5 protein-coding genes are annotated in these 14,226 nt (G+C 45.4%); 3 read left to right on the top strand and 2 right to left on the bottom strand.

Annotation, left to right across the window (positions count from 1 at the left end; all coding sequences use genetic code 11):
• Positions 1-3 precede the first annotated feature (3 nt).
• Complete coding sequence (locus tag QUB16_RS06040; RefSeq protein ID WP_333314831.1) at positions 4-1,287, top strand: response regulator; 1,284 nt, start codon at positions 4-6, stop codon at positions 1,285-1,287.
• 161 nt (positions 1,288-1,448) lie between these two features.
• Complete coding sequence (locus tag QUB16_RS06035) at positions 1,449-6,791, top strand: AAA family ATPase (RefSeq protein WP_333314828.1); 5,343 nt, start codon at positions 1,449-1,451, stop codon at positions 6,789-6,791.
• A 235-nt stretch (positions 6,792-7,026) separates the two neighbouring features.
• Here QUB16_RS06035 and QUB16_RS06030 read toward each other — a convergent pair whose 3' ends face one another.
• A complete protein-coding gene (locus tag QUB16_RS06030; RefSeq protein WP_333314827.1) occupies positions 7,027-9,249 on the bottom strand; it encodes a PAS domain S-box protein in 2,223 nt (740 codons plus the stop codon).
• A 411-nt stretch (positions 9,250-9,660) separates the two neighbouring features.
• Positions 9,661-11,139 (bottom strand): leucyl aminopeptidase, encoded by a 1,479-nt coding sequence (locus tag QUB16_RS06025; RefSeq protein ID WP_333314825.1) that lies wholly within the window; start codon positions 11,137-11,139, stop codon positions 9,661-9,663.
• A 338-nt stretch (positions 11,140-11,477) separates the two neighbouring features.
• Between QUB16_RS06025 and QUB16_RS06020 the strand changes: the two genes are divergently transcribed.
• Positions 11,478-13,676, top strand: a complete 2,199-nt coding sequence (locus tag QUB16_RS06020; RefSeq protein WP_333314822.1) for a transglycosylase SLT domain-containing protein — start codon at positions 11,478-11,480, stop codon at positions 13,674-13,676.
• Positions 13,677-14,226: the final 550 nt, after the last annotated feature.

Here is a 14,226-nt window from a genome sequence, read left to right as displayed (position 1 = left end):
AGGATGACTATGACGACGGGTTTAACTGGCTTAATTTTAATCGTTGATGATACCCCCACCAATCTGGATGTCATCTCAGAAGCGTTGAGTAATGCGGGGTATAAGGTGGCGATCGCTACCAGTGGCGAACGCGCTCTGCAACAAGTTGAGCGGCGACCGCCCGATCTGATTTTACTGGATGTAATGATGCCGGGAATTGATGGATTTGAAACCTGTCAACGCCTTAAAGCTAATTCCAAAACTTGCGATATTCCAGTTATGTTTATGACTGCTCTGGCTGATGTAGACAACAAAGTTAAAGGGCTTAACCTTGGTGCAGTAGACTACGTTACCAAGCCCTTCCAAGAACAAGAAGTGTTAGCGCGAGTGAAAACTCATTTACAGTTGCGTCTCTTGACTCAAAATTTAGAACAGCAAGTGGCTCAAAAAGCTGCTGAATTACGAGCAGCTCAGCTCCAAATCATTCAACGCGAAAAATTGTCTGCTCTGGGCAACTTGGTGGCTGGTGTTGCCCACGAAATTAATAACCCTGTTGGCTTTCTTTATGGCAATATTCAGCCCGCTTTAGATTATATCAAAGATTTGTTTGGATTGCTGGATTTAGTTCAGCAAGAATCTGCTAATTTCAGTGCGGCAATTCAAGAGGAAATTGATGCGATTGACCTCGAATACATCCGCGAAGACTTACCCAAGTTAATTGGCTCAATGCAAGAAGGAGTAAACCGGATTAAAGACATTAGCACCAGCTTGCGGACATTTTCTCGTGCTGATAGCGATCGCCCCATTGCTTGCAACATTCACGATGGTATTGATAGTACAATTATGATCCTCAAACATCGCCTCATAGCTTCTGATACTCGTCCAGACATTCAAGCGATCAAAGAGTATGGGAATCTACCACAAGTAGAATGTTATCCAGGACAATTAAATCAGGTATTTATGAATCTGTTGGCTAATGCGATCGATGCTTTAGAAGAATCAAATACTGGACGTAGTTATGCTGAAATTAAAATTAATCCTAATCAAATTATTATCAAGACTGAATTATCGGAAGATCGGCAGAAAGCAATAATTCGTATCAAAGATAACGGTATTGGCATGAGTGAGACGGTGCGGCAGAAGGTTTTTGATGAGTTATTTACTACCAAAGAAGTCGGGAAAGGGACGGGGTTGGGATTGGCGATCGCACGGCAGATTGTAGTTGAGAAACACGGCGGTACAATCGAGGTAAATTCTGTATTGGGAGAAGGGACGGAGTTTATAATTTTCTTGCCAATGAAAGGATAAGACTATCTTGATAGATGGCAATCTTTCTCTTCAAAAGTGAAAAAGAATAAAAGCGGTAGAGTCTGTCTGCTAGGGATTTCGCAGTTCTATTTTCCTCAGACTCGACCAATAAATGTGTATACTTAGTTACAAGAGTCAATGTCTGAGATGGAGTAATCCAGATGAATGCAGTAGTGGATTTAACGAACCGAATTTCAGGATATCATCTGCTTGAGGAACTATACTGCGGTTCGAGAACCCTAGTTTATCGAGCCATCCGAGAAAAAGACCACCTTCCGGTTGTCATCAAACTATTAAATCGAGACTATCCCAGCTTCAGCGAACTGCTGCAATTCCGCAACCAGTATACCATCGCCAAAAACCTACGTCTGCCTGGAGTAGTTGAACCCTACAATTTGGAGTCCTATCGCCACAGCTATGCCCTAGTAATGGAGGATTTTGGCGGTATTTCTCTGCGAGAGTACGCCCAAGAGCACTCGCTGACTCTGGCAGAAATATTGGAAATTGCCATTCAAATAACTGACATTCTTCATGGACTCTATCAGTATCGAGTCATCCACAAAGATATTAAGCCAGCGAACGTCCTAATACATCCCGAAACTAAACAAGTCAAACTGATTGACTTTAGCATCGCCTCCCTACTTCCGAGAGAAACTCAAGAAATTCAAAATCCCAACGTTTTAGAAGGAACCCTCGCCTATATTTCTCCCGAACAAACTGGACGAATGAACCGAGGCATAGACTATCGCACCGACTTTTATTCTCTGGGAGCCACCTTTTACGAACTGCTGACAGGAAAACTGCCATTTGAATGTGACGACCCGATGGAGTTGGTTCACTGCCATATTGCCAAACAACCTCCTTCAATAAACAGCAAAGAAATCCCGCAGGTGGTTTCGGATATTGCCATGAAGCTGATGGCAAAAAATGCCGAAAAACGCTATCAAAGTGCCTTGGGATTGAAACACGATTTAGAAAATTGTCTGGCTCAATTACAAGAAACGGGTAACATTGAGACGTTTGTATTAGGAACGCGGGATATTACAGACCGTTTCCTCATCCCCGAAAAGCTATATGGCAGAGAAACTGAAGTTGCTAATCTATTAGCGGCATTTGAACGAGTCAGCGCAGGCAATACAGAAATGATGCTAGTGGCAGGTTTTTCTGGCATTGGCAAAACGGCAGTGGTGAATGAAGTTCATAAGCCGATCGTTCGTCAACGCGGTTATTTTATTAAAGGCAAATACGACCAATTTCAGCGTAATATTCCCTTTTCGGCTTTTGTGCAAGCATTTCGGGATTTGATGGGGCAGTTGCTATCAGAATCGGACGCTCAGTTACAAACTTGGAAAACCAAGATTTTGTCAGCAGTTGGAGACAATGGGCAAGTCTTGATCGAGGTAATTCCTGAATTAGAACGCATCATTGGCATTCAACCTCCTGCACCAGAATTGTCGGGAAGTGCTGCACAGAATCGCTTCAATCTGCTAATGCAGAAATTTGTGCAAGTCTTTACCACAGCCGAACATCCCTTAGTGATGTTTTTGGACGATCTACAGTGGGCGGATGGCGCATCTTTGAAGTTATTACAACTGTTGATGGAGGATACGGGGCATTTATTGGTGTTGGGTGCTTATCGAGATAATGAAGTCTCCCCCGTTCACCCGTTTATCTTGACGGTGGATGAGATTGTCAAAGCTGGAGCGACGGTGAATACTATTACGCTGCAACCGTTAGGTTTAGCGGATATGAATCAGTTGGTGGCACATACGCTGATTTGCGATTTGCCTCTGGCTCAACCTTTGACAGAATTGGTGTATCAAAAAACTAAGGGTAATCCCTTCTTTGCCACCCAGTTCCTCAAAGCATTACATGACGATCGCCTGATTACCTTTGATGAGAATATACGGTATTGGCAATGCGATATTGCTCAAGTCAAAGCTTTAGCTATCACTGATGATGTGGTAGAGTTTATGGCACTGCAATTGCAGAAGCTACCGATCGCAACTCAGGCTGTACTGAAGTTGGCGGCTTGTATTGGAGCGCAGTTTGATTTAGATACTTTAGCGATCGTTTCAGAAAAATCACCCGAAGAAACGGCGGCTGATTTGTGGAAAGCCCTGCAAGAAGGCTTGCTTATCCCCACCACCGAAGTCTATAAATTCTTCACCCAAAGTGACGATATCGCCACTGTCAACCAAATTGCTGCTAATGCCAATTACAAATTCCTGCACGATCGCGTCCAGCAAGCTGCTTATTCTTTAATTGCTGCTGACCAAAAACAGGCAACTCACCTGAAAATCGGGCAACTGTTGCTCCAAAATACCCCAATTCAAGAACGGGAAGAGCAGATTTTTGCTATTGTCAACCAATTGAATATAGGATGGGAGTTAATTTTTCAACCAGCGGAACTCGAAGAACTAGCGCGGTTGAACTTGACGGCAGGACGGAAAGCAAAAGCCTCCACAGCTTATGCAGCAGCAGTGAAATACCTAAGTATGGCGATGGATTTGCTCTCAGGCGATCGCTGGGAAACTCAGTATGATTTGACCCTAGACATCTTTGTAGAAGCGGCAGAGGCCCAATATCTCAATATCAATTTCGCTGCCGCCAATACTTTATTTGAATTGGTGTTGCAGGAGGGAAAAACGCTGCTCGATCGCATCCCAGCTTACGAACTCAAGATGCAAGTTCACATCGCGCAACACCAATTTAACGATGCCATTGACACGGGATTGCACGCATTAGAACTACTAGGCTACCCCGTTAATCTGAACGAGCAGGACTTTTTGGTGGAACTGCCCGCTATAGAAGAGCTGGAAGATTACCCGATAATGACCGATCGGGCACAACTAGCAGCCATGCGGATTCTTCAAGCCAGTTTGACTTCCGTTTTCGCAGGTAGACCGCAAATTCTGCTGCCAGTAGTCCTGACACAAGTGAAACTGTGTATCAAATACGGTTACTCTCCGCTGGCATCAAGTACCTATGCCTGGTACGGCACCCTGCTGTGTGGCGGGCTTGGCAATATCGATCTCGGATATCAGGCAGGGCGACTGGGGCTGCAACTGCTTGATGCTAGGGATAACAAAGTCGTCACCTACAATATGTTCTATTCCTTCATCCAGCACTGGAAGGAGCCTGTACGAGAAAGCCTATCTCCCCTCGTTGAGGGCTTCCAGAGCGGTCTGGAAAGCGGAAACAACGAATATGCTGGCTACTGTGCCACCAACTACTGCTTCTACAAATTCTTGGTAGGAGAAAACTTGGAAACGCTTGAACAAGAACAGGTAAAATACCAAGACTTGTTGTTGAAGTTGAAACAGGAACACGCCATCTGTTTGTCTCAGATATGGCATCAACTGTTGTTAAATCTGTTGGGGAAGGCAGCAAATCCACTCAAGTTAATGGGTGAGAGTTTTGATGAATCAACTATGTTTCCCCGCCTCCATGCCGAGAACAGCCACTACGCCCTGTTTATGGGCTATTTAGCCAAGACAATTTTGTTCTATTTGTTGGAAGAGTTCGACCGAGCAGTTGATAGTGCCGCTAATGGAGTCAAACACTCTGGCGCAGGCGCAGGCGCTGAATATTTTGTCACCCTGCACTTATACCAATCGCTGGCACTGCTGGCGAACTATTCTAACGTCGATTCGGAAGAGCGATCGCACTACCTAAGTCAGGTTGATGCCAATCAGGAAAAAATGCAGCTTTGGATGCAGCACGCTCCGATGAACTACGACCATAAATACTATTTAGTTGAAGCTGAAAAACATCGCGTTTTCCATCAAAAAACAGAAGCCATAGAATTCTATGACCTGGCGATCGCAGGAGCCAAAGAAAACGCATATCTTCAAGAAGAAGCCCTCGCCAACGAATTAGCTGCCAAGTTCTACCTTGACTGGGGCAAAGAAAAAGTTGCTGCAAGCTATATGCAGGAGGCATATTACTGTTATGCCCGTTGGGGAGCACTAGCCAAGGTTGAAGACTTAGAACAACGCTATCGCCAATTACTTCAGCCTATCCTGAATCAGCCAAAACTTCGCTTTAATCCTCTAGAGACGCTGGCAACGATTAGCCACTCTTCGCAGACTTCCAGTAATAGCAGCACCAGTATTTCCGATGCCCTGGATTTCGCATCTATTGTGCAAGCTGCTCAAGCTTTATCCAGTAAAATTCAGATTGATGAATTGCTCGACACCCTCAACCAAATTATTTTGAAAACTTCTGGGGCCGAAACTTGTGCTTTGCTACTCCCCAATCGGGATGAATGGCAAATCCGGGCAATAACTCACATCAATCCAGATAACGAGTTACCCACAACCCTGCTGCAAACCCAACCTCTAGATGGCTCGGTGGTGATTCCCCTCAAGCTGGTTTATTATGTCAAACACACCCTGGAAACTGTGGTTATTGAAGGTGGCAAGACCGATATTCCCGGTTTAATGAATGACTGTACGCTCCAGTATCACTCTCAGAGTATGCTATGTACTCCGATTCTCGATCGCGGGAGCTTAGTTGCGATACTCTATCTCGAACATAGCTCGACAAAAGGAGTGTTTACTCGCGATCGTCTCCTCATCCTCAACTTCCTCTGCACTCAGGCTGCCATTTCCTTAGAAAATGCGCGATTGTATCAGCAAGCGCAGGACTACGCCCACCAGGTGGAACAATCACAACTGCAATTAGTGCAGAGCGAAAAAATGTCGGCGTTGGGGAATTTAGTGGCCGGGGTTGCCCATGAAATTAATAATCCCGTCGGATTTATTTCTGGCAATATTCATGAAGCGATCGCCGCCGTCAAAGATATTACAGAATACTTGCAACTCTATCAAGAAAAATTTCCCAGTCCGGGTGAGGAGATTGAAGAAAAAGCTGAAGAGAGCGATATCGAATATCTCTTAGAAGATTTACCCAAAATGTTGAATTCGATGCAAGTCGGGTGCGATCGCATTCAAGGTATCAGCACCAGTCTTCGTACCTTCTCCCGCGCCGACAAAGATTACAAAGTTCCTTTCAATATTCATGACGGAATTAACAGTACGATTTTGATTCTCAAACACAGATTGAAAGCGAACGAACAGCGTCCCGCGATTGAAGTTGTGAAAGAGTACGGGAACTTGCCATCAGTTGATTGCTTCCCCGGACAATTAAATCAGGTGTTTATGAATATATTGGCCAATGCCATTGATGCACTGGAAGAATCAAATCGGGAACCGAGTTTAGAGAAGATTAAAGCCCCAGCCCATTGCATCACGATTCGCACAGAAAGACAGTCTAAGGAATGGGTAACGATTCGCATTTCTGACAACGGCCCAGGGATAGCAGATGAGATAAAAGGTCATATTTTTGACCACTTATTTACAACTAAAGGTGTGGGTAAAGGCACGGGGTTGGGTTTGGCGATCGCACGGCAGATTGTAGTTGAGAAACACTCTGGTATGCTCGAAGTCAACTCAACTTTAGGTAGAGGTACAGAATTTATAATTTCACTGCCATGTTGAGCATTACCTTGGTAATTTATATCGTTTCCGGTTGCATCGGAATGATTTAACCGCAGAGGGCGCAGAGAACGCAGAGGGAGAGAATACAGAGATGAATAATTCCGATGCTACCGGATTTGATATTATAGCCAATTTGGGGATTTTTCTTGAAACTTAAAAGTTTTTTACACCCCACTTTACAATTTATAGGGAGCGATAACTTTTGCCAAATTCTTGATTCTTCCGTCGCACTAATTCATAAAGGAATCTCGATCGCAAATTCCGTACCTTCTCCTACGGTGGAACGGCAGATCAAGGCTCCGGCGTGTTTTTCCGCGACAATTCGGTAACTGATGGCTAACCCCAAACCAGTGCCTTTTCCCATCGGTTTTGTCGTGAAAAACGGGTCAAATAATCGGCTACGCACGTCTTCTGTCATGCCGATCGCATTATCGGAAATGCGGATGCAAATACTATTTTCGTTCAGGGCTTCTGTGCGAATGCTAATAGTTGGTTTCCAATCGTCGCCGACGGCTGCCGCTCGCCTTTTTTGGTTGCAAGCATCTTCCAAGGCGTCAATACTGTTGCTAAGCAGGTTCATAAATACCTGATTTAGCTGACCTGCATAACATTCAATTAAAGGGATTTTACCATAATTTTTGATTATTTGAATTTCGGGATAGTCGCCTCTGGCGCGCAGTTTGTTGTGCAAAATTAGGAGCGTATTGTCTATGCCTTCGTGAAGGTTGGTAGGCTTTTTTACCGAGTCGTCTAAACGCGAGAAATTTCGCAAGCTCAGAACTATTTCGCGAATGCGATCGGCTCCCATTTTCATCGAAGATAATATTTTGAGTAAATCTTCTCTCAGAAATTCTAAATCGATATTGTCAATACATTCTTGAACTTCTACCACGGGCTGAGGATAGTGTTTTTGGTAAAGTTCCACAAGCTGCAACAAATCTCGGATATATTGGCTGGCGTAGGAAATATTGCCGTAGATAAAACTGACAGGGTTATTAATTTCGTGAGCTACTCCCGCTACCATTTGACCGAGACTTGACATTTTTTCGGTATGAATTAGGTGAGCTTGAGTTTCTCGAAGTTCTTTGAGAGCGATTTCTAGCTGCTGGGCTCTGTTGTTGGCGATCGCCTCGGAGAGCCGCAAAGCATCCTCCGCTGCTTTGCGCTCTGTTATGTCAAAAATGGCGCCGTTGAGGGATAAAACTTTACCGTCTGCGTTGAAAATGGCTTGACCTTTCTCTACAACCCACCGCACATTTCCGTCGCAGTGAATTAGGCGATATTCGATGATGTAAGGTTGTTTTGTCTTAATAGCTTGAGCGATAATTGTCTCGATCTGCTCAACGTCATCGGGATGAACTATACTCGGAAAAGCCTGCACCGGTTTTTGCATAAAGTTAGCAGCAGGATAGCCGGAAATAGCTTCTATGCCATTACTGATAAAAGTTAGGATCGATCGCCCTGCAGCACTGCACCGATAAACCGCACCGGGAATGTTAGAAACTAATGACCTAAATTCTTCTTCTCTTTCTCGCAAAGCTGCCTCAATCCGCTTGCGTTCGCTAATGTCGCGAGCAAACGCGCACTGATATTCTTTGCCGTTAAATTCCAAATGGTCGATCGTAATTTCTACCGGAAAAATGCGACCGTACTTAGTGAGGTGGTGAACTTCAATATTAACCGAACCGCAGCGTTTTAAGACTTTCCAGTGCAAACTCCAAGCAGTTTGGGGAAAATCTGGATTGATGTCGTGCACCGTCATCGAGAGCAATTCTGCTTCAGAATATCCCAATGAAGTGCAAGCAGCGTCGTTGACGTACAAAAATTTACCGTCGGGCCCGATCCAGAATATCGCATCTGCCGATCGGTCGATCGCAAATTGAGTCAGTTGCAACTTTTCCTCAACCCGGTGGCGATCGGCAATTTCTTTTTCTAACTGTTGGTTAAGCGAATTAAGAGCTAAAGTGCGATCGACAATAGTATCTGAAGGGTAAAGATCGATCGATTGTTTTGCCAATTCTCCTTTCTCGATATCATGTTGGGGCTGATTTTGTTCTAACTGTTTTAACGAGATTTGTGGAAATTTTTCTTTTTGATTTAAACCAGACTCGGCAAGTGCTTTTGGCATGAGGGCGAGGGCGATTGCGGCTAAAAGCCAAGAAATCAAAGCACTTGTAGCTTTGAGAGTTACCGACAGCCAATATATGGAATGCCAAAGCGTCCAAACTTCCGTCAATTTAGCAGCGCCCCAGGCAAAAAAAACAACCGCAAACAGCCGGAAAATCTTGCGGTGAGAACCTTGGCGGGTAAAAAAAACTAAAGATAGGGCGATCGAGCAATAAGCCAGTGCCGTCAGCGAGTCAAAAACAGCGTACAGTCGCAACTCCGGCACCACGTTGGAGGCTAGTGTAGAAGATAAAGCAAGTGTTGAAAAAAAAATTGTTAATTGTTCTTGCATAAAGTTCAAGAAAAAATTATCTGTACCAATGCAAATCTGAGCAAATCTAATTATTTGATTTCGGCTAGTGAAATATTTACATAATTATATACTTTTTTCATTTTTTATGAAACAGCTATTTTTTCAGGAAATGTCAAAACTGTCGAGGTGGGGCCCTGGGAAGGAAGCTTTGCCCAAGTATGAGCAATGGGGAGGGTCACGGCTAGCAACGCTGACGTTGCTCCCTGTGACGGAATACATAGGTTCGCCTACTTATTGCTTCCGAAACATTTAAATTGTTAATGATCGCTATTAAATTTTCTTTTAGATGACTTAAGCAGTGAGCCAGGGGTTTTTAACCCCTGGCTCACAGATGGACTAGCAGACTTTTAAGGCAGAGAAAATCTCAATTTTTCCGCTGGCAATCCACAATTAAGCACCGCCCAGCGCCCAATGCACCAAAGTGCGAACTCCAAAACCGGTAGCGCCAGGGCCATTGTAGCCATTTTCTTTGTCAGTCCAAACCGGGCCGGCAATATCTAAATGCGCCCAAGCAGTATCCTTTACAAACTGCTTCAAAAATAGCGCCGCCGTAATCGAACCGCCGGGACGCGGGCCTGTGTTTTTCATGTCGGCGTGCAATGCTTTCAAGCCTTCAAAATATTTTTCTTCCATCGGCATTCGCCAAAATTTTTCGCCGGCCAATTCTGAGGCGGCGACTATTTCGCCGGCGACGCTATCTTGAGGACTCCACAAACCCGCGATATCGTCGCCTAAAGCAATTACGCAGGCCCCGGTTAGAGTTGCTAAATCTACAATTGCGTCAACTCCCAATTTATCAGCAAATACCAAAGCATCAGCCAGGGTTAAACGACCTTCAGCGTCGGTATTGTTGACTTCAATTGTTTTGCCGTTGGAAGCTGTGAGGATGTCTCCTGGGCGCATGGCGCGGCCGCTGATCATGTTTTCAGTGACGGCGCTGATAAAGTGAACTTCCACATCGGGTTTGATGTGTCCGATTGCCTTTGCCGCTCCGAAAGTAGCCGCAGCGCCGCCCATATCTACTTTCATCATTTCAATGCCGCTGCCCGCACCTTTGATGTTCAAACCGCCAGAATCAAAGGTCAATCCTTTGCCCACAATTGCTATTTTGCGGCGCGGTGTGCCTTCTGGTTTGTAAGTTAAGTGGATGAATTTAGGCGGTAAATCCGATGCTAGGGCAACGCCGAGAAAGGCTCCCATGCCGAGTTTTTCGCAGTCTTCCCGCTCCAATATTTCTAATTCTAAACCGCATTCGGCAGCTAGACTTTGAGCGGTTTCTGCCATTGTAATCGGGGTGACAAAATTTGCCGGCGCTGCGACTAATTCCCGTGCTAAAATGACTCCGGCAGTGATTTGGCGGGCGCGGGCGATCGCACTTTCGGTACCGGCAAAACCGAGCAAATGAATTTGTTCGAGTTGCGGGCTTTTGTCTTCCTTTTCCGATTTGAAACGGTTGTCTTGATTCAGGGAGAGTTCTACACCTTCGGCGATGGCGCTTGCTGTAGAATCCGGCGCGTTTTTCCACACCGGAAAGCTAATTCCGAGGGTTTTGCATTTCTCTTTTTTGGCTAACTTGGCGCAAACGCCCGCAGCTTGCCGCACGGTGTCTAATTTTAAGTCCTCTGTTTTGCCCAAACCGACGATCGCAATTTTGCGAATGGGATTATTGCCGCCGACGCGGGTGATGGCGCTTGTGCCCACTTTGCCCTTAAAATCTACTTCCAGTAGCAGCTCTTTCAAAGTGCCTGCAAGCTTTTCATCTAATTGTGCCAGCTCGCCGGTGAGTTCCAAGCCGTCCTCAAATAGACCAATTGCCAGGGCGTCTCCTGTCCAAACAGAGCGGGGCGTATCGGTGACTAGAAATTCCATGTTTTGATTTACACTTTAGATTTTAGATTTTTGATTGTACTTTGTACTGGGTGGTTTGGGCTTTTTTCTTGGTGCGGGGAAATAGATCGATCGCACAAATTCTCCGCTCCGCATCGAAATAAATTCTGCTACTATATCAGCCAAGTCCGCCTGCGATCGGATCTTCCACCAATCTCAATCATCTGTTTGGGGGTCGGCTGTCCGTTTTTGCCCCACTATTAACATTTATTTCTCCTTGAACAGGCATCCTGCCTGTGATGGCGTAGAACACCCATCCTGCCTCTGATGGCTCTTGACAAACGATCGGTTCTCTATATCTTATTCTCTTAAATTTTCCCATGCTAAAACGACGCCGGGCCCGATTTTCTGTTTTAATCAGCGTTTCAGTTTGCGTTATTGCGATCGGCTCTTTGGTTGCTGCGATGAAATGGATGGGTTTTGGCTCGGTCCAGAAGGCTCAGCAGCCCCAGAATGCAGCGAATTCCGAATCGGAAGTCAAGATGCTGGTGTCGCTGTCACCGAGCGAGCGATCGGCGAAATTAGTTGAACTCGCAGCTAGTCAGTCTGCAAGTACGAACCCGCAGCAGCCAATCTCCCCTCAAAGCCGCGCCCGCTACCTGCTTGCCAGCGATTTAATCCAGCAAGGAAATGCGGCCAAAGCATTAAAATTATTGGACAAATTAGAGCAAGAATATCCGGTTTTAGCTGCTCACATTGCCCTAAAAAGGGCGCAAGCTTACCAATTAAGCGGCGACAAAGGCAAAACTCAAAAAGCTTGGCAGGAACTGCTCAAAAACTATCCGAACGACCCGGTAGCAGCAGAAGCTTTATATGTTTTAGGCCAGTCAAAACCGGAATATTGGCAACAGGCAATTACTGAATTTCCTGGTCATCCCCGCAGCGTAGAAATTGCCCTCCGCAAGTTAAAAGAAAATCCCAATCAGCCGAAGTTGATGCTGCTCGTAGCAAAACACGGTCATTATGTCAAAGATTACGGGACAATTTTGGAACAACTGGTGCAGCGAAACAGCGCCTCTTTGAAACCGGAAGATTGGGAAGAAATTGCCTTTGGCTATTGGGAAAAACAAAATTACGGCAAAGGAGCTATTGCTTACGGGAAAGCTCCCCGCAACGCCAAAAATCTTTACCGCAAAGCTCGCGGTTTGTGGCTAGACGGAAAAATCCCGGAATCGAGAATTGCCTATCAAGAATTAGTGCGCGAGTTTCCCGATGCCGAAGATACTGGTTTGGGTTTAATTCGCCTGTCGCGGCTGAGCGAACCCAAAGAAGCGATCGTTTTGCTCGATCGAGTTATTAGCAAATTCCCCAATTATGCCCCCGAAGCTTTGTTAGATAAATCCCAACTTCTCGACAAAGCAGGCAGCGGTCAATCCGCCTCAGATACCCGCAAGTTGCTATTGACAAAATACAATAATTCTGATAAAGCAGGCGAATTGCGGTGGACGATCGCCCAGCAGTTTGCCAAAGGCGGAGATTTAAAATCAGCTTGGCAGTGGGCGAGAGAATTAACCACCCACAATCCCGACAGCGAACAAGCTCCAGAAGCAGCATTTTGGGTCGGGAAATGGGCACAGCAACTCGGCCGCCAACAAGACGCTAAGACTGCATTTGACTACACGATCTTACGCTATCCAGAATCATATTTTGCGTGGCGATCGGCTGTACTTCTCGGCTGGCCCGTAGGCGACTTTACCACAGTCCGAGATTTGTCTCCCAATGTAGTGCGGCCGCCTCAGCGCCCCGAACCAACCGCCGGTTCTCCTGCGTTGAAAGAGCTCTATCAATTAGGTCAAGATAGAGATGCTTGGACGCTGTGGCAAGTAGAATTTATCGACCGCGTAGAACCAAGTATTGCCGAACAGTTTACCGACGGTTTAATGCGAGTAGCAGTCGGAGACAATTTAGACGGTTTGTGGATGGTTGGGAGTTTGCGGCAGCGCGATAAACCCGATGATAGAACCCAATACCTGGAACTCAGACAGCAACCGATTTATTGGCAAGCACTTTATCCTTTTCCTTACTTAGAAACCATTGTCAAATGGTCGCAAGATCGCAAAATAAATCCAGTATTAGTAACAGCATTAATCCGCCAAGAATCGCGCTTTATGCCCGCCATAAAATCATCAGTTGGCGCCACCGGTTTAATGCAAGTAATGCCGGAAACAGCAGCTTGGGTTGCTCAACAAATCAGCCTCAAAAAGTATTCATTGGAGAATGTGGACGACAACGTTAAACTCGGTACGTGGTATTTGGATCACACTCACGACGAGTACAAGAATAACTCGATGTTAGCTGTGGCGAGTTACAATGCCGGGCCAAATGCAGTAGCAGATTGGTTGAAGAGGTTTAGTTTTAGTGATCCGGATGCTTTTGCGGAAAAGATTCCGTTTCCTGAAACGAAAGGATACGTGAAATCGGTGTTTGAGAATTACTGGAATTATCTGCGGATTTACAATCCAGAAGTTAATCAGTTGATGAGTGAGCATTATGCGGCTGCTCAGAAAAAAGCAAAGTGAATTATTCGTGGTGTGGGGGCGGGTTTATCTAAATTGTTGGTAATTGTTAGATTTTTTTGGTGGAACCCGCCCCTACAAAATATGGTTTCGTAGGGGCGGGTTCCACCAACCATAATCGTCTCAAACAAACAATCTCAAAAACCCGCCCCCACCCAACAAACAATCATCATTTACATTTGAGAATTTAATGCAAATATCAGGTTAATGTGAATTATTCGTGGTGTGGGGGCGGGTTTATCTAAATTGTTGGTAATCGTTAGATTTTTTTGGTGGAACCCGCCCCTACAAAATATGGTTTCGTAGGGGCGGGTTCCACCAACCATAATCGTCTCAAACAAACAATCTCAAAAACCCGCCCCCACCCAACAAACAATCATCATTTACATTTGAGAATTTAATGCAAATATCAGGTTAATGTGAATTATTCGCGGTGTGGGGGCGGGTTTATCTAAATTGTTGGTAATTGTTAGATATTTTTGGTGGAACCCGCCCCTACAAAATATGGTTTCGTAGGGGCGGGTTCCACCAACCATAATCGTCTCAAACAAAC

This window comes from Microcoleus sp. D3_18a_C4 (assembly GCF_036702415.1).
Taxonomy (GTDB): domain Bacteria; phylum Cyanobacteriota; class Cyanobacteriia; order Cyanobacteriales; family Microcoleaceae; genus Microcoleus.
The sequence above is the reverse complement of the archived record's forward strand: the minus strand, read 5'-3'. Positions and strand labels throughout refer to the sequence as shown.

What these genes read in the sequence shown, in the direction of transcription:
- QUB16_RS06020 (WP_333314822.1), top strand. Translation starts at nt 11,478, where the DNA reads ATGCTAAAACGACGCCGGGCCCGATTTTCTGTTTTAATCAGCGTTTCA.
- QUB16_RS06025 (WP_333314825.1), bottom strand. Translation starts at nt 11,139, where the DNA reads ATGGAATTTCTAGTCACCGATACGCCCCGCTCTGTTTGGACAGGAGAC.
- QUB16_RS06035 (WP_333314828.1), top strand. Translation starts at nt 1,449, where the DNA reads ATGAATGCAGTAGTGGATTTAACGAACCGAATTTCAGGATATCATCTG.
- QUB16_RS06040 (WP_333314831.1), top strand. Translation starts at nt 4, where the DNA reads ATGACTATGACGACGGGTTTAACTGGCTTAATTTTAATCGTTGATGAT.
- QUB16_RS06030 (WP_333314827.1), bottom strand. Translation starts at nt 9,249, where the DNA reads ATGCAAGAACAATTAACAATTTTTTTTTCAACACTTGCTTTATCTTCT.